The 19,632-nt window shown below is 67.9% G+C and carries 17 protein-coding genes; 7 read left to right on the top strand and 10 right to left on the bottom strand.

Going from position 1 to position 19,632, the window contains the following annotated elements; genetic code table 11:
• Positions 1–149 precede the first annotated feature (149 nt).
• Positions 150–2,213 carry an ATP-dependent helicase gene (locus FHS28_RS10290; RefSeq protein WP_088452964.1) on the bottom strand — a complete coding sequence of 688 codons (2,064 nt, stop codon included), beginning with the start codon at positions 2,211–2,213 and terminating at the stop codon, positions 150–152.
• A 71-nt stretch (positions 2,214–2,284) separates the two neighbouring features.
• Between FHS28_RS10290 and FHS28_RS10295 the strand changes: the two genes are divergently transcribed.
• On the top strand, positions 2,285–2,653 hold the full coding sequence (locus tag FHS28_RS10295; protein WP_375140731.1) for a DUF1304 domain-containing protein: 369 nt from the start codon (positions 2,285–2,287) through the stop codon (positions 2,651–2,653).
• A gap of 20 nt (positions 2,654–2,673) precedes the next feature.
• On the opposite strand, the gene FHS28_RS10300 is transcribed toward FHS28_RS10295, so the two are convergent.
• The 3 genes from FHS28_RS10300 to FHS28_RS10310 form a co-directional block, all read right to left on the bottom strand.
• On the bottom strand, positions 2,674–3,465 hold the full coding sequence (locus FHS28_RS10300; protein ID WP_184294523.1) for a substrate-binding periplasmic protein: 792 nt from the start codon (positions 3,463–3,465) through the stop codon (positions 2,674–2,676).
• A gap of 29 nt (positions 3,466–3,494) precedes the next feature.
• On the bottom strand, positions 3,495–3,944 hold the full coding sequence (locus tag FHS28_RS10305) for a hypothetical protein (RefSeq protein ID WP_184294525.1): 450 nt from the start codon (positions 3,942–3,944) through the stop codon (positions 3,495–3,497).
• 183 nt (positions 3,945–4,127) lie between these two features.
• Entirely contained in the window at positions 4,128–5,324 is a 1,197-nt protein-coding gene (locus FHS28_RS10310; RefSeq protein ID WP_088452956.1) for a serine/threonine-protein kinase, read from the bottom strand.
• Between the two features lie 230 nt (positions 5,325–5,554).
• On the opposite strand from FHS28_RS10310, the gene FHS28_RS10315 reads away from it, so the two are divergent.
• Complete coding sequence (locus FHS28_RS10315) at positions 5,555–8,038, top strand: alpha/beta hydrolase family protein (RefSeq protein ID WP_184294527.1); 2,484 nt, start codon at positions 5,555–5,557, stop codon at positions 8,036–8,038.
• A gap of 36 nt (positions 8,039–8,074) precedes the next feature.
• Here FHS28_RS10315 and ypfJ read toward each other — a convergent pair whose 3' ends face one another.
• Complete coding sequence (ypfJ, locus tag FHS28_RS10320) at positions 8,075–8,965, bottom strand: KPN_02809 family neutral zinc metallopeptidase (protein WP_088452952.1); 891 nt, start codon at positions 8,963–8,965, stop codon at positions 8,075–8,077.
• Between the two features lie 258 nt (positions 8,966–9,223).
• Between ypfJ and FHS28_RS10325 the strand changes: the two genes are divergently transcribed.
• Complete coding sequence (locus tag FHS28_RS10325; RefSeq protein ID WP_088452950.1) at positions 9,224–9,862, top strand: helix-turn-helix domain-containing protein; 639 nt, start codon at positions 9,224–9,226, stop codon at positions 9,860–9,862.
• Between the two features lies 1 nt (position 9,863).
• Positions 9,864–10,766: an Hpt domain-containing response regulator gene (locus tag FHS28_RS10330; RefSeq protein WP_088452948.1), complete on the top strand. Its 903-nt coding sequence runs from the start codon at positions 9,864–9,866 to the stop codon at positions 10,764–10,766.
• Between the two features lie 33 nt (positions 10,767–10,799).
• Here the strand turns inward: FHS28_RS10330 and FHS28_RS10335 are convergent, their stop codons facing one another.
• From FHS28_RS10335 to hemE, 3 genes are all read right to left on the bottom strand, one after another.
• Positions 10,800–11,402: a hypothetical protein gene (locus FHS28_RS10335; protein WP_088452946.1), complete on the bottom strand. Its 603-nt coding sequence runs from the start codon at positions 11,400–11,402 to the stop codon at positions 10,800–10,802.
• A gap of 212 nt (positions 11,403–11,614) precedes the next feature.
• Positions 11,615–13,741 (bottom strand): primosomal protein N', encoded by a 2,127-nt coding sequence (locus FHS28_RS10340; protein WP_246409890.1) that lies wholly within the window; start codon positions 13,739–13,741, stop codon positions 11,615–11,617.
• A 301-nt stretch (positions 13,742–14,042) separates the two neighbouring features.
• On the bottom strand, positions 14,043–15,134 hold the full coding sequence (gene hemE / locus FHS28_RS10345) for a uroporphyrinogen decarboxylase (protein WP_088452942.1): 1,092 nt from the start codon (positions 15,132–15,134) through the stop codon (positions 14,043–14,045).
• 126 nt (positions 15,135–15,260) lie between these two features.
• On the opposite strand from hemE, the gene FHS28_RS10350 reads away from it, so the two are divergent.
• From FHS28_RS10350 to FHS28_RS10360, 3 genes are all read left to right on the top strand, one after another.
• Positions 15,261–16,046 carry a LemA family protein gene (locus FHS28_RS10350; RefSeq protein WP_088452940.1) on the top strand — a complete coding sequence of 262 codons (786 nt, stop codon included), beginning with the start codon at positions 15,261–15,263 and terminating at the stop codon, positions 16,044–16,046.
• A 97-nt stretch (positions 16,047–16,143) separates the two neighbouring features.
• Positions 16,144–17,184, top strand: a complete 1,041-nt coding sequence (locus FHS28_RS10355) for a TPM domain-containing protein (RefSeq protein ID WP_246409893.1) — start codon at positions 16,144–16,146, stop codon at positions 17,182–17,184.
• Complete coding sequence (locus FHS28_RS10360) at positions 17,184–17,717, top strand: TPM domain-containing protein (RefSeq protein WP_088452938.1); 534 nt, start codon at positions 17,184–17,186, stop codon at positions 17,715–17,717. The genes FHS28_RS10355 and FHS28_RS10360 overlap by 1 nt, the downstream gene beginning before the upstream one ends.
• Positions 17,718–17,738: 21 nt before the next feature.
• On the opposite strand, the gene ppk2 is transcribed toward FHS28_RS10360, so the two are convergent.
• Together ppk2 and FHS28_RS10370 are read right to left on the bottom strand one after the other, a co-directional pair.
• Positions 17,739–18,662, bottom strand: coding sequence for a polyphosphate kinase 2 (ppk2, locus tag FHS28_RS10365; RefSeq protein ID WP_088452936.1), 924 nt, complete (start codon positions 18,660–18,662; stop codon positions 17,739–17,741).
• 60 nt (positions 18,663–18,722) lie between these two features.
• Complete coding sequence (locus FHS28_RS10370) at positions 18,723–19,568, bottom strand: D-hexose-6-phosphate mutarotase (protein WP_088452934.1); 846 nt, start codon at positions 19,566–19,568, stop codon at positions 18,723–18,725.
• Positions 19,569–19,632 lie beyond the last annotated feature (64 nt).

A 19,632-nucleotide genomic window follows, 5' to 3' on the forward strand; every position in this document is an offset into this window, starting at 1 on the left:
GCGACAGGGGTCCTCCTGCAAGAACTTACATCCCTGCGTCGCAAGTGCGCCAAACGCCCGGGGTCTTCCGGTGCGCCCGGGGTCAGGTCTTCGCTCCGTCCGGGGTCAGGCTTTGGGTCGGGTCCTTGCGTCTGGCCCTGGGTCAGGTCCTAGGACTTGGCGTTGACCGCCGCAGCAGCTGCGGCCGATGCCGCCGCCTTGGCCGCCAGCTGCTCCCGCATGCGCTTGAGCTTTTCGCGGGGATCTTCCTTGATGCCGCTCTCATGAAGCTTCATCTCGGCAATGAAGCGGCTGGGCACGCCGATCACCGTCTCGCGGTTCTTCTTGCGCCGCCGCAGGGTGGACACCGCCAGCGTCCGCCGCGCACGGGTAATGCCCACATACATGAGCCGCCTCTCTTCTTCCACACGGGCCGGGGTCATGTCCTCGTCTTCCGACTTGAAGGGCAGCAACCCTTCATTCACGCCGGCCAGGATCACATGCGGCCATTCCAGGCCCTTGGATGCGTGCAGCGTGGTGAGCACGACCTGGTCCTGCTCTTCCTTGCGCTCGGCCAGCGAGAGGATGACGCTGATGGTCTGCGCCACTTCAAGCAGCGTCTGGCGGGGACTCTCGGTGGTGATGCCGCCGTCGGTCGAGATCTCGCCGCCGCAGCGCTTGGCCACCCAGTCGACAAAGTCCAGCACGTTGCCCCAGCGGGCGGCCGCCACCTTTTCGTTCTCTTCGTTGTCCAGCAGGTGCTGCTCGTAGCCGATGTCCTTCAGCCACTCCAGCATCAGCGCCTTGCCTTCTTCCGCACCCACCGTGTGGCGGGCGCGATATTCGAGATCGACGATGTAGCGCCCGAATTCATGCAGGCCATGCAGCGCCTTGCTCGACAGCGTGGCCTTGAGCGACTCGGCAAACAGCGACTCGAACATCGACAGCTTCCACTTGGCGGAGAACTCGCTGAGGTGGCCCAGGGTCTGGTGGCCGATGCCGCGCTTGGGTGTGGTGACAGCCCGCAGGAATGCGGGATCGTCGTCCTGATTGACCAGCAGGCGCAACCAGGCGCAGAGGTCCTTGATCTCCGACTTGTCGAAGAAGCTCTGGCCGCCGGAGACCTTGTAGGGAATCTCGGCCCGGCGCAGCGCCTGCTCGAACACCCGGGCCTGGTGATTGGCGCGGTAGAGAATGGCGAAGTCGGCGAATTTGGCGGTGGGATGCTGCGCCCGCAGCGACTGGATGCGCGCCACCGCGCGTTCGGCCTCGTGTTCTTCGCCGTCCGCCTCGATCAGCGTGATTGGGTCGCCTTCACCGAACTCGCTCCACAGGGTCTTGGGGAACAGCTTGGGATTGCTGCCGATGACATTGTTGGCCGCCCGCAGGATGGCGCTGGTGGAGCGGTAGTTCTGCTCCAGCGGGATCACCTTGAGCTGCGGAAAGTCCACCGGCAGCTTCTTCAGGTTCTCGATGGTGGCGCCGCGCCAGCCGTAGATGCTTTGGTCGTCGTCGCCCACGGCGGTGAACATCGCCCGATCGCCCACCAGGCACTTCAGCAGTTCGTACTGGACCGCGTTGGTGTCCTGGTATTCGTCCACCAGCACGTATTTCAGCGTTTCCTGCCATTTGCCGCGGGCTTCGTCATTCGTCTGCAGCAGCTTGAGCGGCAGACCGATGAGATCGTCGAAGTCCACCGCCTGGTAGGCGGTCAGCCGCTCCTGGTAACGCTGCATCACCACCGCGGCGGCGCGCTCCATGTCGTCCTTGGCATAGGCCAGGGCCTGCTGGGCGCTGAGATTCTGGTTCTTCCAGAGGGAGATGGTCCATTGCCAGCTCTTGGCCGTGGCGGCGTCGGTGGTACCGCCGGCATCCCGCAGCACCGAAAGCACGTCGTCCGAATCCAGGATGGAGAACTGCTCCTTGAGGCCCAGATGCCGTCCGTCCTCCCGCAGGATGCGCACGCCCAGCGAGTGGAAGGTGGAGATCACCAGTTCCTGCCCCGCCTTGTTGCCCACCATGTGCCGCGCCCGCTCCCGCATTTCCTGCGAGGCCTTGTTGGTGAAGGTGATGGCGGCAATGTTGCGGGGCCGGTATCCCTCCGACAGCAACTTGGCGATCTTCTGGGTGATCACCCGCGTCTTGCCTGACCCCGCGCCAGCGATGACCAGGCAGGGGCCGGCCAGATGGTGCACGGCCGCCAGCTGGGCAGGGTTGAGCAGGAATTCGGACATGGTGAAAGCCTGGAGAAACGGACGACGGCGGGCCAGGGATGATACCGGGGGGTACAGTGCGGAGCATGAACGTGACCTTTCTTCTTGCCAACGTCGTCACCGGTCTGGTGGCCCTGATCCATCTCTACATCCTCGTGCTGGAGATGTTTCTCTGGAACACGCCGAAGGGGCGCAAGGCCTTCGGCCTGACCCCCGAATTCGCGCAGGCGACCCAGGTGCTGGCGGCCAACCAGGGGCTCTACAACGGCTTCCTCGCGGCCGGCCTGATCTGGGGCCTGCTGCTGGGCAGCGCGGGATTGCCGGTCAAGCTCTTCTTCCTCGGATGTGTGGCGGTGGCCGGCGTCTACGGTGCGGCGACGGCCAGCCGCAAGATCCTCTACATCCAGGCCCTGCCGGCGGTCCTCGGTCTGGCGCTGTTCGGTGTGAGCGGCGCCCTCTGAGCGCTGACGCTGTCGAGGGATCAGCCCGGCAGCGATACGCCCCAGCGGGCGGCCAGCCGCGCCAGCTCTCCGCTGGCGCGCAGCCGCTGCATGCCGGTGTCCACCAATGCCGCCCATTCGGCGCCTTCAGCGTCCAGGGTGAAGGCGAAGTGGCCACGAAGCCGCGCAAAGGGCGGCTGGCACATCACCACGCCTGCGCCCAGGCCCAGCTCCTGGACCACGGGCTCGGAATTGCGCTGATTGGCCGCAATCAGATCGAGCCGGCCCAAATGGAGCATCCGCAGCGCCGTGGGCAGGTCGCGCACCTGCGTCACCGTCAGATGCCGCCGGGCCTGCTCGAAGCGCTCGCCGTAGACCCACCCGTGCACGGTCCCGATCTGCAAGGTGCGCAGCGCATTGAAGTCGTCCCGCCAGAGATCGTGCTGGCCCGCCCGGGCGTAAAACACCATCGCGTCTTCGTAGAACGCCTGGCTCGAGAAGCGCATGCGCGCTTCCCGCTCCCGGGTGCGATAAGGCCCGACCAGGATCTGCGCACTGCCCTGTTCGATCATGGCCTGCGCCCGCAGCCAGGGGAAGAGCTCGTAGGTGGGCGCGATGCCGGCAGGCAGCAGCAGGGCATCGAGCAGATCGACAGCGAAGCCTTGCGGGCGCGTGGCCGATCCCGCACCGGGCACCGGTTCGAACAGCCGGGCGAAAACGGTGCCGGCCACCAGCGCCGGACGCTGGGCCCGCTGACTGCTCGCCAGATCGCCGACGGCGGCCAGGACCGGGCCTGCGGTGAGCTGGAGAAGGTGGCGGCGGCGCATCGGCATGTGGGTCGATGATAGGCGTGCCGTACGCATCAAAGCAATGCAGGGCTCGGGGTGGGCACCAGCAAGGCGTCCTTCAGCGGATCGCCCCGCCATGGGCTGCCGGTGGCGCCATGCACGGCGAAGGCCTGTGCCAGCACCGTCTGCACTTCGACCAGGTCCGGGCCGCTGAGGTCGGCGCCGACCAGGAACACCCGCCGGTCGCCGATCCCGTGGGAGCGCAGGCCGTAAAGCCGGGGCCGCACCCGCACGCAGTAACGGTCGGCCAGGTCCTGGCCCAGAAGCGCCGGGAGCCGGACGAGGTAGTGGCCACGCCGCCGGTCCTGGGCCCACCAGCGGGGCAAGGCCCGGCCCTCCCGCGCAGCCGCCGCGCAGTGGGCCAGGGCCTGCCGCACCCACGGTGCGCATCGCTCATCCTGCTGCGCATCACGGTCGCATCGGGACCAGTCGCGGCCCGACATCGGTTTGATTCTGAACACCATGTTTTCTCCGTCGCCGGGGCCGGAACGGCCTCGATCCATCAGGAAAATCGTAGGTTCGAGGAAGGACCTCGCGCAATTCACCACTAGAGGCTGATCGACAGCCTGTCGGCACTAACAGGGATAGGGCAGTGCGCGGGTGGCGCGGCGGGTGTCAGATGACGATCACGGGCAGGCGCCCACGCATCAATGCGAGCGGAGGAGCAGCCACACCAGCACGGCTGCAACGAGCAGCACGGCGACCGCGCCGGCGATGCGTTCCTTCACCGAGGCCGCAGGCGGCTTCAGCGGCAAATGGTCGGGCGCGTGGGCGCCCGGCTGTCCAGGCCCGTGCGAGGCCGCAGGGCTGACGGGGCCTGCACCGGAGGCAGGGGTCGCGGACATCCCTGGGGGCACTGACGATGCTCCCGGAGGACCGGTCCATGGCATCGGCGCCGACGCCCCCCCGGGCATCCGTGACGCTGCGCCGCCCGATGGCGCTGCGGTGGCTTCCAGCCATTCGCTGACCGCCTGCGCCAGCACCCCACGGTCGGCAAAGGTCTGGCCATCGGTCATGGCCCGGTCCAGCAACCGGTCCAGGCTTTCCCGATGCGCCGCAGACAGTGACAGCCACGACTGCAACGACGCCACCGGCGTGGCCGCCGTTTCGATCACCACCGGATCGACGCGCCCGTCCGCGCGAGCCTCTCCCGCGCCTTCGCGGCGCGGCAGCCGACCATTGATCAGCAGGCCCAGCAGCCGCCCCAGCGCATACGCCTCGCTGGCCGCATCTGGCCGCATGCCGGCCCGCTGCCGGGGATCGGCCAGCGGCTCGGCGGCGCGCACCAGCACATGCGGCGCCTGCGAACCGCGCGGGGCCAGGCCCTGCCCCAGCCAGCACAGCTGCTGCGACGGGCTCAGCCACAACATGCCGGGATCCAGTTCATGCAGCACCAGCGCGCGGGCCTGGGCGGCATCCAGCATGGCCACCAGCTCCAGCAGCAGTTCCATGCGGCGGCGCAGCGGTAAGGCCATGGCGACCCGCATCAGCGGCGCGCCTTCCATTCCCGGCACCACCAGATAGGGACTGCCGGAAGGGCTGAGTCCGCAGTCCAGCGCCGCCCCGACGCCGGGCACGCCCGCGCGCAGCAGGACGTCCGACTCTTCCGCAAAACGCATCAGCACCGCCTGGGCGTCGGCCTCGTTGCGATAGACGATCGCCATGCCAGACTCGCCGGCCGCCAGACCATGTTCCACCCGGAACCAGTGGCCGGAGCCGACCTCGAACAGGGGCGCCGTCACCCGCCAGACGCCCAGGCGCTCGCCCACCGCCGGCAGGGGCTGGGCGGCGCGCGGGGCGACCTCCGGGTGGGAGGCCCGGGAAGAGGGGGTGACGTCGGTCATGGGCGCCGATCCTAGCGCAGCGATACTTGCGGTCATGCCCCCGTTTCGGGGCCTGCCGCCGCCCGTCAACGGCCGGCGCCGATTGCCACCGTTGCCGATGGGTCATGACCTTGCCTTGCCTGCCCGCTTCCGCTGCTGACGCTGCCGCTGACATTGCCACTGACGGCCACATGCCCGCCCCCCCTTTCGCCGCTGATCACGTCGCGCGCAGGGGTCGCCGGACCGGCCGTTTGCTGCTGCCCCTCCTGCTCACTGCCCTCGGCGCGGCCCTGCTGCCGGCGCAGACGCAGGCGGCACCGTCGTCCTACAAGCAGCCCTCGCCCGCCATCCGTGAGCTGCTCGATGCGCCGCTGCCCACGCGCCTGCTGCCCTCGCCCGACCGTCAAAGCGTCGCGCTGATCGAGCAGCGCCGCTACACCCCGCTGGACGAGCTGGCCCGCCCGGCGATGCGGCTGGCCGGCGCCCGCTTCGACCCGCGCAGCGCTACGCCGCAGAACCTGACGGGCATCCTGCATCTCAAACTGCGGCCGCTGCTGGAGCCGGAGGCGGCGGAGCGGGTGGTGGAACTGCCCTCGGGCGGCCTCTGGCACAGCTTCGCCTGGGCGCCGGACGGCCAGCGTTTTGTCATCGCCCGGCGCACCGATACCGGCGACGAGCTCTGGGCCGGTGCCACCAGCAACGGCCAGCTCTGGCGCATCTACAACGTGCGCCTGAACAACGCCATCGATCCGGATGACCTGGCCTGGCTCAGCGCCAGGGAGGTGGTGGTGCTGACGGTGCCGGACCAGCGCGGCAGCCCGCCCTCGCGTCAGCAGACAGGTCCGGTCATCCAGGAGAACCATGGCAAGGCCTCGCCGGAGCGCACCTATGCGGACCTGCTGCGCAATCCGGCCGACGAGGACGCCTTCGAGTACTACGCCCGCTCGCAACTGACGCTGGTGGATATCTCCTCCGGCCAGAGCCGCGACTTGGACAAACCGGCCCTCTTCACCAGCATCTCCGCCGTGGGCAACGGCCAGGCGCTGCTGACCGAGCGCATCACCCGCCCCTTCAGCTACAACCTGACCCTTGACGACTTCCCCACAACGGTGGAAGTGCGTCAGCGCGACGGCAAGGTTATCCGGGAGCTGGCGCGCATGCCGCTGAAGCAGGGCGTGGCCATCGACGGCGCGCTGCCCGGACCACGGGTGTTCTACGCCTCCCCGACCAAGGATGCAGCGGTGTACTGGGTGGAAGCACTGGACGGCGGCAACCCAGCATCACGCGCGGCCTTCCGCGACCGGGTGATGCGGCTGGATCCGCCCTACACCGGCGAGCCTTTTGAAGTGCAGCGCATGCCTTACCGCTTCACCCGCCTGCGCTTTCTGGACGACGGCCAGCATGCGCTGCTGACGGAAGAAGACCGCAGCCGCGGCTGGACACGGACCTATCTGCTGCCGCTGCGCGGAACGCAGAGCCGGCCCCTGTTCGAGCATTCGGTGCGTGAGCGCTACCGCCATCCCGGTGTGCCGCTGATGCGCACGCTGCCCAACGGTCAGCAGGCGGTCCAGACGCTCGGCGGCGACCTGCTGCTGGTGGGACAAGGCGCCAGCCCGCGCGGGGATCGTCCGTTCCTGGACAAGATCTCCATGCGCGACTTGAGCGTGCAACGCTTGTTCCAGTCAGCCGACGGCGTGTATGAGTTGCCTTTGGCCGTGCTGGACGACAAGCGGCTGCTCACGCAGCGGGAGGCCGAACATGAGCCGCCCAACCTGATGCTGCGAGAAAACGCGGGCAGTGGCGGTGGCGCGGGACGCGTCGTGGCGCTGACCCGCCTGAAGGACCCGACCCCGCAGCTGCGTGCAGTCCGGCGGGAACTGGTCACCTTCAAGCGCAGCGACGGCGTGGAGCTCTCCTTCTGGATGTATCTGCCGCCCGACCTGAAGGAGGGAGACCGGCGCCCGGCCCTGGTCTGGGCCTATCCGCTCGAGTTCAATGACGCCGCCCTGGCCAGCCAGCTCAGCGGCTCACCCGGCCGCTACATGAGCTTCAGCTCGATCAGCCCCCTAAACCTGCTGATGGATGGCTATGTGGTGCTGATGGATGCCACGATGCCGGTGGTCGGCGATGCCCGTACGATGAATGACAACTTCATCGAGCAGATGACGATGAATGCCCGGGCCATCCTCGACAAGGCGGAAGAACTGGGGGCGGTCGATCCGCGCCGGGTGGCCATCGGCGGCCACAGCTACGGCGCCTTCATGACGGCCAATCTGCTGGCCCACACCCGGCTGTTCCGCTGCGGCATTGCCCGCAGCGGCGCCTACAACCGGACGCTCACGCCGTTTGGATTCCAGAGCGAGCGGCGCTCGCTGTGGGAAGCCAAGGATGTCTATCTGAAGCTGTCACCGCTGCTGTTTGCCCAGCAGATCAAGGAGCCGCTGCTGCTGATTCATGGCGAGGCGGACAACAACTCCGGCACCTTCCCGATGCAGAGTGAGCGGCTTTATCAGGCGATGGCCGGGCTGGGCGGCACGGTGCGGTATGTGCTGCTGCCGTATGAAGCCCATGGCTACGCGGCGCGCGAGTCGGCCGGTCAGGTGCAGTGGGAAATGAGCCAGTGGCTCAAGGGCTGCGTGGGAGATCCGCGGTCGCTCAGCGCAGGCACGTCTGGCGCCGCCGCAGCACCCGCGGAGGACCGGGCCTCCACAGCCCGGGCGGCCGGCAGCCGCTGATCTCGCGGCCCGTTCGTCGCTGTGGACGAGCCCCGGTCAGAGCGACCGGGTCTGGAAAGTGTCGCAGTCGCGGATGCTGCCCTGCGCCAGCCCGCGCTTGAACCAGCGCTGACGCTGCTCGCTGGTGCCGTGGGTGAAGGACTCCGGCACCACATCGCCGCCGGAGCGGCGCTGCAGCGTGTCGTCGCCGATCTTGGACGCCGCATTCAGCGCTTCGTCGATGTCGCCCGCTTCCAGCCAGCCCTTGGATTGCTGCGAGTGATAGGCCCACACCCCGGCCAGGCAGTCCGCCTGCAGTTCCACCCGCACACTGGTGGCATTGGCTTCGCGCTCCGACTGGCGGCGGCGCAGGGCATCGACCTTGTCGGTCACGCCCAGGAGGTGCTGCACATGGTGGCCGACTTCATGGGCAATGACATAGGCCTGGGCGAAGTCGCCGGGCGCACCCAGGCGGTCCCGCAGGGTACGGTAGAAGCTCAGATCGATGTAGACGCGGCTGTCGCCGGGACAGTAGAACGGGCCCATCGCCGACGCGCCACGGCCGCAGGCGGTCTGGACGCGGTTGGTGAAGAGCGCCAGACGCGGCGGCTGGTAGGTCTGGCCCGAGGCCTGGAAGACACGCGTCCACACCTCTTCGGTGTCGGCCAGCACGATGGAGACGAACTTGCCGCCGTCATCCTTGGGATGGGTGCCAGGAGCGGCGGGCGCCGTCTGCTGATGCGGCGCTGCGGGGGCACGCCCGCCGTCCGCCATGCCCAGCAGCGTCATCGGATTGATGCCGAAGATCCATCCCGCCACCAGCGCCAGCACCACGCCACCCAGGCTCAGGCCGCCGCCGCCAATCGAAAAGCCGCCGCCACCACCGCCGCCGTCGCTGCCGCGCAGGTCATCCACGTTGTCGCTTTCGCGCTGGCCTTCCCATTTCATGATCGTCTCCTGGTCCGGGCGATGCCGCCGTCCGATGAATCGTCCGAACCCCTGGGCACCCGCCGTGCCCGAATTGTCAGGGCGGACACCGGTACCGCGCGCCGGCGCCGATCGCGATCAGCGGCGATTCCTCGTCAGGGTCCATTCTCGCCCTTGAAGGTCGCATATCGAACTGTTCCCGTCGAAATATCATTTTTAGCGCTTATAAATCGGGACTGTACCTCTCTACCTAGGGAGAAGATTCGGCAAAATCGACCTATGACTGCTATTGCACGCCCCCCAGAAGAATTGCAGGAAGACTTCAGTACTCGGGAAGTCGCCCAGCGCCTGGGCATGGCTGTGCGTTCAGTCCAGCTGATGGTCGACCGCGGGGAACTGCAGGCCTGGCGCACGCCGGGCGGTCATCGCCGCATCCTGCGCAGCTCGCTGGATGCCTGGCTGACCGGCCGGGGGCTGGCCCCCACCAAGGGTGGAGACGCTCCCGCCCCGGTGGAAACCAGCCGCAAGCTGCGGGCCTTGCTGATCGAGGACTCGGTCCACTACCAGAACCTGGTGGCGCTGCTCATCGCGCAGCAGTTCCCGGAACTCGAGCTGCACACCGCCAATGACGGTATTGGCGGTCTGGTCATGTATGGCCAGCTGCAGCCGGACGTGCTGCTGGTGGACATCCTCCTGCCGGGCATCGATGGCGCGGCGTTGGTCACCAGCCTGCGTTCACAGCCCCTGTTTGCCCATTGCGAGCTGATCTTCATCACGGCTCTGGACGCGGACCAGCGTCAACCCTATGCCTTCGCCCTGGCCGACCTGCCGGTGATCCACAAGCCGCGACTGGTGACGGATCTGCCGCCGATGCTGACGGCGGCCATCCAGCGGGTGAGCACCACGACCTCCGCCTGACATGTCCGCGGGCCTGCGGGTCCTCCTGGTGGAGGACGATCCTTCACTTCAGCGCTTCGTCGCGCTGGCGCTGGAAGATCAGGATGTCCGGCTGGTGGGCTGCACCTCGGTCGATGAGGCCCTGCGCACCCTGGCGACCCATGCCTTTGACCTGATCATCACCGACCTGATGCTGCCCAACCGCACCGGGCAGGACCTGCTGGCCACCCTCCAGGATCAGCCGGCCCTGCGCGGACCGGCCATGCTCGCGGTGTTCAGCGCCGGACTCAACGGGGCGGTGCGGCAGCAGCTGGCCGCGCTGGGGGCGCAGCGGTTTCTGGTGAAGCCGTGTTCCCTGGCCGAGTTGCGGGCCTGTGTGAATGAGGCACGGGAGGCGGTGGCCGCGAGCTTGAGCCCGGAAGCTCTCGATGCCGCTGTGGTGCAGGCGCCTGCGGCCGCAACGACCGTCGGGGTCGGGACTCAGGCACAGGCGAAGACACCGGACCCGTCGCGGGCGGAAGCGTCAGCCCAGGTGCAGACGCAGGACCTGTCTGACACGCCCACTGCGGACGCTGTGGAGACGTTCTTCGGCGGCAACACCGCCCTGCATCAAGCCTTCCTGGAACGCTGCAAGGCGCAGTTTCCCAAGGACCTCGCCCAAGGCCGGGACGCGGCCCAGCGCGGAGATGCGCAGACACTGCGCCATCTGGCCCATAGCCTGAAGAGCGTCCTGACGACGCTGGGTTACCCGACGGCCGCCGCGACCGCACGCGCGCTGGAAGATCTGGCGCACCGGGTCAGTGAAGGGACGGCCCCCCAAGTCGGTGCCGCGAGGGTGGCCACCGATGCAGACGCCCCCGGCAACGAGCAGGCGCTGCGCGACGGCTGGTCGCGGCTGGATGCTGCGGTGAGCCGCGTCCTCTGAGCGAAGCGAGGGCGGAGCAGGTCCGCCGTTCGCTCAGAATTCCGCGTCGCCCATGAACGTGCCGACGAGCGCCAGCAGCAGGAACAGTCCGCCCAGCACGATGCCCACCCAATTCAATGCCGTGAACCGGTCATTGCGAGGGCTGCCCTTGGCGACCTCCTGGTTCACCGTGTTCATGGCGGACTGCACCGGCAGCAGAAACATCGGCGCGGCCAGGCTGAACCACCAGATCCATTCGGAATTCGCCTTCCACAGCAGCGACAGCGCCGCCCAGCCAATCGCCGCCATGCCGGCATTGAGCGCGATGCCGTAAGGCGTGGCGGACTCGCGAACCTTCTTGCAAAGCGAGTAGACGAAGAAGATGGCGAACAGGCCACGCACCGCCGGCCAGATGTTCGAGCGTTCCCGCGACTTCACCATCGCCCACTGCATGTAGAACCAGTAGACGATGTAGAACTGCAGGGTGACGGTGCTCATCACCATCAGCTTGAGCGGCGAGACCGAGAACCACATCGGCTGTCCGGCCGCGCCAGGCGGCAGCACACCGTCCACCTCCGCTTCCGGCGGCGCGTAACGGGCGCCGATGTCGAAGTCGGGCTGGCTCGGCACCGTGGGTGCAAAGGGCGTTTGAGACATGGATTCCTCCCTGCGAAATGAAAACGGCAGCACCGGCCTGGCGTCGATGGCTCATGAAGGCGCCGGATACTCAGGGCGGCATCATGCCGTTTCGGGTGGTCGGGATCCATCCGGCAAAGCCCATAGCGGCTGTTTGTGTGATGCCTTTCATGCTTCGTTTCAGCCACCACGCAGGGCGTTGCGCCGCGGGGGCCGGCCGAGTGCGTGTGGCGTCAGATCACCAGCGGATCAATGTCCACCGCCCAGCGCAGCAGCCCTTTGTGCCGGCGCTTGAGCGTGTGCAGGGACGGTAGCCATTCCCGCAGGAAGCGCTGCAACTGGCCGCGATGGCCCGCTTCGATCAGCATCTGGTAGCGCTCGACATTGGCCACGCGCGCCACCGCCATCGGCACCGGCGGATACAGCAGCAGGCCCATGGCCAGCGGCAGCTCCATCGCCTGCGCCTGCGCGGCTTCGAGGAACTCCTTCGCCGCTTCCACCGTCCGCCCCTCGGCCCGGACCAGCGCCAGATGGGCAAAGGGCGGCAGCCCGGCGGAGACCCGCTCGCTCAGCTGGCTGCTGGCGAAAGCCTCGTAGTCATGCCGCTGCAGCGACTGGTAGAGCGCATGCTCCGGATACCAGGTCTGCACCCACAGCTCGCTGCGCGCCGCCTGCGCTGCATCACGGCCGGCGCGCCCGCCCACCTGCATCAGCAGCGAGAACAGCCGCTCCGGGGCACGGAAATCGTTGCTGAACAGCGCGCCATCCGGATTGACCGCAGCCACCAGGGTGATGCGACGAAAATCATGGCCCTTGGCCACCATCTGCGTGCCGACCAGCACATCGACATCCCCGTCATGCACCGCGCTGAGCTGCGCCTCCAGGCTGCCCTTGAGCCGGGTGGTGTCGGCATCGATGCGGGCGATGCGGGCGCCGGGCAGAGCCTCGGCGAGCTGTTCCTCCAGCCGCTCGGTGCCGCGGCCCAGCGGCGCGATGTCGGGATTGCCGCAGGACGGACAGGCTCGCGGCACCCGCTGTGACACGCCGCAGTGGTGGCAGCGCAGGGTGCGGTCCTCGCGATGGAACACCTGATGGGCGCTGCAATGCGGGCAGTCGCTTTTCCAGTTGCACTGGTCGCAGTGCAGCACCGGCGCATAACCGCGTCGATTCAGGAAGACCAGACTCTGTTCACCGCGTTCCAGGCGCTTGCGCAGCGCATCCAGCAGCGGCACCGACAGTGCGGTGGTGACGCCCTTCTTGCGCTCCAGGCGGTTCATGTCGAAGAGGCGCACCTTTGGCAGCTCACCCCCGCCGATCCGCTCCGTCAGATCGATGCGGCGGTAGCGGCCCGCCAGCGCATGCTGCCAGGTCTCCAGCGACGGCGTGGCCGAGCCCAGCAGCACCGGCACCTTCTCGAGATGCCCGCGGTAGACCGCCAGATCCCGCGCGGAATACCGCGCGCCGTCCTGTTGCTTGTAGGACGGGTCATGCTCTTCATCCACCACCACGAGACCCAGCCGCGGCAGCGAGGCAAACACCGCCAGCCGCGTGCCCAGCACCAGCTGCGCGCGACCCAGATGCGCACTGAGCCAGTGCCGCAGCCGCTGCGCAGGCGTGAGGCCGCTGTGCAGCGAGACGATGGTGTGACCGGCGAAGCGCGCCGCGAAGCGGGCTTCCAGCTGCGGCGTGAGATTGATCTCGGGCACCAGCACCAGCACCTGCCGCCCCTGCGCCAGCGCCTCCTCCGCCGCTCGCAGATAGATCTCGGTCTTGCCGCTGCCGGTCAGGCCCCAGAGCAGCGCTGGCGGCGGCGTCGGTTCGGCGGCCAGGGCCTGCACCGCGGCGAAAGCGGCGGCCTGTTGCCCGGTCAGCGCGGGACGCTCAGGGGCGACCGTCACCGGGTCCTGCTGCGCAGCCGCTTCTGCCTTGTCCAGCTTTTTCAGCCGGGCACGCAGTTGGGTGTCGTCGAGATCGCGCAGTTGCGGCGGCAGCACCGCCAGGGCGAGTTCACCGACGCTGCGCTGATAGTAGGCGGCGGCGAAATCCAGCAGACGACGCCAGGCGGCCGACAGTGGCGGCAGCGCATCCAGCGCCGCGCCGACCGGGCGCAGCTGATCTTCCGGCAGCGCATCGTCGGGCGATTCGGGCGTGGGCGGATCGTCCCAGACGATGCCCAGGGTGTCGCGCCGCCCCAGTCCCACCTGCACCAGCGTGCCCGGTGACAGGTCTTGCGGCCCCAGGTAATCCAGCGGACCGGTCAGGCCGCTGTGCTGCGGTGCATCCACCGCCACGCTGACCCGCCGCCAGCCTGCGGTGGCCGGGTCGCGGTCCTGCTGACCTTCCTGAGGAACATGCGCCAAGTCCATGATTTCCAAGCTTGCCCACACCCGGGCTGTCAGCCTGTGGATAACTTTGTGGGAAACGACCGCATTTCTTTCGACAACTTCGCGGGCGCCGGCGGAAGGGGGAAAACGCCAAGCGTCGGGGCAAACCCCAAGACTTGTTTGAAATCAATCACTTGCGTGCCCATCCGGGAAAATCCCGACGGCGGCATGACCGGTGTGCTGCCTTTGAGTGACATGCACGGATTTGGGGATAACTGCTGTCCAAGGTCCGGTCAATGGCGCGCGGTCAAGGGGGCGGATCCGACGGTCGCCGGGCTCACACCGGCTGGCGCAGCAGGCGGGAGTGTCGGTGCACTTCATCCACCAGCTCGGCCACATGATCCGGCGGCGTGAACTGACTGATGCCATGGCCGAGGTTGAAGATGTGCCCGCCCCACTGGCCGTCGGCGCGCTGCGGGCGGCCGAAGCTGTCCAGCACGGCGCGGGCCTCCTGCCGCACGACCGCGGGCGGAGCGAACAACACGTTCGGGTCGAGGTTGCCCTGGAAGGCCACCTTGTCGTTCAGGCGCTGGCGGGCCTTGCCGAGGTCAACGGTCCAGTCCAGGCCAATGACATCAGCGCCCGCATCGGCAATCTCGTCCAGCCACAGGCCACCGCCCTTGGTAAACAGCAGTCGCGGCACGCGCCGACCCTCATGTTCGGTCTTGAGCTGTGCCAGCACCCGGCGCGAGTAATCCAGGCTGAAGCGCTGGAAGGCACCGTCGGCCAGCACACCGCCCCACGAGTCGAACACCATCACCGCCTGCGCGCCGGCGTCGATCTGCGCATTGAGGTAGGCGGCCACTGCATCGGCATTGATGGACAGGATGCGGTGCATCAGGTCCGGTCGCGCGTACATCAGGCTCTTGACATGACGGTAGTCGTCAGAGCCGCCGCCCTCCACCATGTAGCAGGCGAGCGTCCATGGGCTGCCGGAGAAACCGATCAACGGGACACGGCCATTCAGCGCCTGACGGATGGTGCTCACCGCGTCGAACACATAGCGCAGCTTGTCCATGTCCGGCACGGCGAGTCCGGCCACGGCCGCTTCGTCCCGCACCTGCTTGGCGAACTTGGGACCCTCGCCCGCAGCGAAGCTCAGACCCAGGCCCATCGCATCGGGCACGGTGAGGATGTCGCTGAAGAGGATGGCGGCATCCAGCGGGTACCGGTCCAGCGGCTGCAGCGTCACTTCGGTGGCGTAGTCCTTGTTGGTCGCCAGGCCCATGAAGCTGCCCGCACGTTCGCGGGTATCGCGATACTCCTTCAGGTAGCGCCCCGCCTGGCGCATCAACCAGACCGGTGTGTAGTCGGTGGGCTGGCGCAGGCATGCGCGCAGGAAGGTGTCGTTCTGAAGTGGGGCGCTCATGCAGGGATTATCCACGGGGCCCATGGGATACTGATTTGCGTCTGATCACAAGCCGGACGTCGAAAGGCCTGCTCTTGAAATCCGGCCTTTCCCCTCGATATGCGCCGACACCAGGAGGATTGATCCATGAGCCCGTCGTTGTCCCCGTTGCCCTCATCCGAGGACGTGTCCGCAGCCGCTTCCCACCGTGCGCGGCCGCGCCATGGCGCCGTGACGGGTCTCGCCCGCGGGCTGACCGCCGCGCTGGTGATCAGCGCCCCGCTGCTGCTCAGCGGCTGCGGCTACAACGAATTCCAGAATCTGGACGAGCAGGTGAATGCCAGCTGGTCGGAAGTGTTGAGCCAGTATCAGCGCCGCAGTGACCTCATCCCCAACATCGTCAACACGGTCAAGGGTGAGGCCAACTTCGAGCAGGAGACGCTGACCCGGGTGGTTGAAGCCCGCGCCAAGGCGACCAGCATCCAGGTCACGCCTGAACTCGCGAAAGACCCGGAAGCCCTCAAGCGCTTCCAGGCCGCGCAGGGGGAACTCTCCAGCGCGCTGAGCCGCCTGCTGGCGGTCAGCGAGGCCTATCCGACGCTGCAGTCCAACCAGGGCTTTCGTGACCTGCGGGTGCAGCTGGAAGGCACCGAGAACCGCATCACCGTGGCCCGCAACCGCTACATCAAGTCGGTGCAGGAGTACAACGGGCTGGCCCGTCGCTTCCCCACCAACCTGACGGCCAAGATGTTCGGTTATGACGTCAAGCCCAACTTCACCGTGCAGAACGAGGCCGCCATTTCGGCCCCGCCGACGGTGAACTTCGACAAGCCCGCCACGAACGGACCGGCGCCTGCACCGGCTCCCGCCCCGGGCGCTTCCGCTTCGCCGCTGACGCTGCCCGCCCCGGGCGCCGCACCGGCCTCCCGCTGAGGCCGGCCGCATGCGGTCCGGTGGTGCGGTGGGAAGCCTGCAAGGATCGACGCGGCCGCCTTTGGCGTCTGCGCTGCTGGCGGTCGTGCCCGGGCGCATGCCCTGGATGAACGGGGCGGTCCGGCGCTGGGCGCTGTTGCGGTCGCTGTCGGGGCTGCCGCTGGCCGTGGCGCTCGCGATGATGCTCGCCATCGTCGGCGCGCTGATCGGCCCCCCGTCGGCCCGGGCCCAGGCCCAGCCTCAGGACGTGTTGGCCATCCCCGCGCTCAGTGGCCGGGTGATTGACCAGACGGCCACGCTGAGCGAGGCACAGCGGCAGGCGCTGGAGCGCAAACTCGCCGCCTTTGAGCAGGAAGCCGGACCGCAGATGGTGGTCCTGCTGGTGCCGACAACCGCCCCGGAAGACATCGCCGCCTACGCGCAGCGGGTCGGAGACCAATGGAAGATTGGCCGCCGCAACGTGGGGGACGGGCTGTTGATCATCGTGGCCAAGCAGGACCGGCGCATCAACATCCAGACCGCCAAAGCGCTGGAAGGCGCGGTGCCGGACCTGGCCGCGCGCCAGATCATCGAAAAAGACATCACCCCGGCCTTCCGTGCCGGGGATTACGCCGGCGGCCTGAACCGTGCGGTGGACTCGCTGCAGGCCCGCATCCGAGGCGAGCATCTGCCGGCCCCGCAGGCGCGTGAACGGCGCTCGGCGCCCAGCTCGGGCGGCTTTGATTTCGGCGGCGCGGCGGCTTTGTTCTTCATCGGCGTGCCGGTGGCCGGCGCGCTGCTCACCGCCATGTTCGGACGCAAGCTCGGCAGCCTGGCCACGGGCGGCGGTGCCGGCGCGCTGGGCTGGCTCTACAGCGGCAGCGTGCTGATGGGCGTGGGCGCCGGCATCGCCTCGCTGGTGCTCGTGGGCCTGCTGGGCATCGGCGCGGCGCGGCGGCGTTACAGCGGCGGTGCCAGTCCGTATCGCAGCAGCGCGCACGGCGCCGGCCGCAGTCCCGGGGTCTTCATCCCGCCCATCATCTGGGGCGGCGGTGGTGGCGGCGGTGGCGGCAGCAGCTGGGGCGGCGGAGATGGTGGCGGCTTTTCCTCCGGCGGCGGCGGCGACTTTGGCGGCGGCGGCGCCTCGGGAGACTGGTGATGACGCAGGCAAGCTCCGCGACCCCTCGCAGCTCCCGATTCACCCGTCTGCTGCGCCACCGGCTGTGGGATGAAGCCGATGCGCATCGGGCCCTGCCGACCGACGCCCTCGAGCGGCTCGCCGCACGGGTGACGGAGAGCGAGCGCCGTCATGGCGGCGAGATTCGCCTGTGTGTGGAGGCCAGCCTGCCACTGAGTTATCTCTGGCGACAGGCCACCGCACGGGAACGGGCGGTGACGCAGTTCGGCAAGTTGCGGGTCTGGGACACCGAGCACAACAACGGCGTGCTGATCTATCTGCTGCTGGCGGAGCATGCGATCGAGATCGTGGCGGACCGCGGGCTCAATCAATGCGTGAGCGCCGAGCAGTGGCGGGCCGTCATTCAGAGCCTGCGGGCCGCGCTGCAGGCCGGGCGATTCGAAGATGGGCTGATGGAGGCCGTGCAGGCGGTGGAGCAATTGCTGGCGCTGCACTTCCCGCCCACAACGGACGGGCCGCGCAATGAGCTGCCCAATGCGGTGGTGGTGCTGTAGCGGCGTGACCGCGCAGCGGGCTCAGGCCAAGCGCGGAAATGGCGGCAGCGTCTTGAGCTTCGTCTTGAAGCGCTCCCGCAGCGGCGGGTGGCTCAGCGGCGGAAACTCGAATTGCGGCTCCGGGCATTGCACGTCCGGCAGATGGTCCAGCAGGTGACGGATCAGGGTCAGGCGGCCTCGCCGCTGATCGTTGAAGTCCACCAGCGTCCACGGCACCTGCGGCGTGTGGGTGGCCTTGAGCATGCGGTCGCGGGCGCGGCCGTAATCCTCATAGTGCTCGCGCGATTGAAGATCGATGGGTGACAGCTTCCATCGCTTGAGCGGGTCTTCCGCCCGTTCCGCAAAGCGCGCTTCCTGATGAGTCTGGTCGACCGTCAACCAGTATTTGAAGAGCAGCAGGCCATCGTCCACCAGCAACTGTTCAAAGCGGGGCACCTGTTCCAGAAAAGCGTCGGTCTGCTCGGGCGTGGCGAACCCCATCACCGATTCCACGCCGGCGCGGTTGTACCAGCTGCGATCGAACAGCACGAGTTCCCCGGCTGCGGGCAGATGCGCCACATGGCGCTGGAAGTACCACTGGCCCTGCTCCCGCTCGCTGGGTTTGGACAAAGCCACCGTGTGGCATTGGCGCGGATTCAGGGTTTCGGAGATGGCGTTGATGACACCGCCCTTGCCGGCCGTGTCACGCCCCTCAAAAATCACCAGCACCCGGTGGCCGGTGAGCTGCAGCCACCGGGCCATGTTGTTCAGCTCGACCTGCAGCGCTTCGAGATGCTCGAGGTAGTCGGACTTGGACAGCTTGTGGTCGGCGAGGTCGAGCCGGGTGTCGGAAGAGGCGTCCTTGCCCGACTTGCCGTCTTTGCCAGACTTGCCGTCCTTGCGCCCCGGGACGGCCTTGTCCAGCCCGCCAGTGCCGTCGTCCTTGCCGTGCTTCTTCTTGCCCATGCGCTGTGACTCCAAACGGTGAGAGCCACAGGCTAACGGATTCGGCTGTCGGCCGGGCGCTTATTCCAGTTCCAGGATTTGCATCGCGGCCCAGCTTTCGCCCGGGGCCAGGGTGACCGGCTGCAGCACCTGCGCGGCCTCCACACAGAGCATCTGGCGGTAGCCGTCGGCCGGCATATCGCTGAACTGGGCGCCCTTTTCTTCCCCAGGGTTCCACACCACCACATCGGAGAAGCCTTGCTGGGTGATGCGCACGCGGCGGTCGGTGTCGCGCAGGGTCAGGGTGTCCCTCAGATCCTGGTAGATGCGGTCCAGCTCGCTGCCATCCAGGCGCAGCAGGTCTTCATGCTGGGTGCCGGCGCGCTTCTCGACGGAGTCCCAGTAGGCCAGGCCCGACAGGCCCTGCAGCGAGGCACTCATTGAGCTGGTCAGCCGCAGGTAGGTATGCAGCGCGGCGGCGAAGGAGAACGGCGCGTCGCCGCGGTTCTCGCAGGCCAGTTCCATCTCCAGGGTGCGGCCGCTGATGCGGATGCTGATCTCCGCCTCGAACTGATGGGGCCAGACCATGCGGGTGGCGCCGTCGTCGGCCAGGCGCAGCACAGCCAGGGCATCGTCCTTGCCGGCCTCGGCACTGATCAGTTGCCAGGGCTTGTTGCGGGCAAAGCCGTGTTTCTGCAGCGGACCGCGGGCGTTGAATTGCGGAAAGATCACCGGCACACCGCCACGAATGGCCTGGCCGGTGGCGAAGGCGCTGGTGGGTGACAGGTAGAGCTGCTCGTCCCCGCCGGCGGGCACCCAGGACACCAGATGGGCGCCGTGCAGCAGCAGCGTGGCACGCGCGCCATCGGGCGAGACGAGTTCGAGGGCTTCAAGACCGTGGGAGCGGGTGACGGGAATGGGGCTCATGGCGACTTCTGGCTGCTTCAAAAACAAAAAACCCACCGGGGGACCGGTGGGTTCGGGGCCGGTA

This window comes from Roseateles terrae, from assembly GCF_014192155.1.
In the GTDB taxonomy this organism is placed as follows: Bacteria; Pseudomonadota; Gammaproteobacteria; order Burkholderiales; family Burkholderiaceae_C; genus Roseateles; species Roseateles terrae.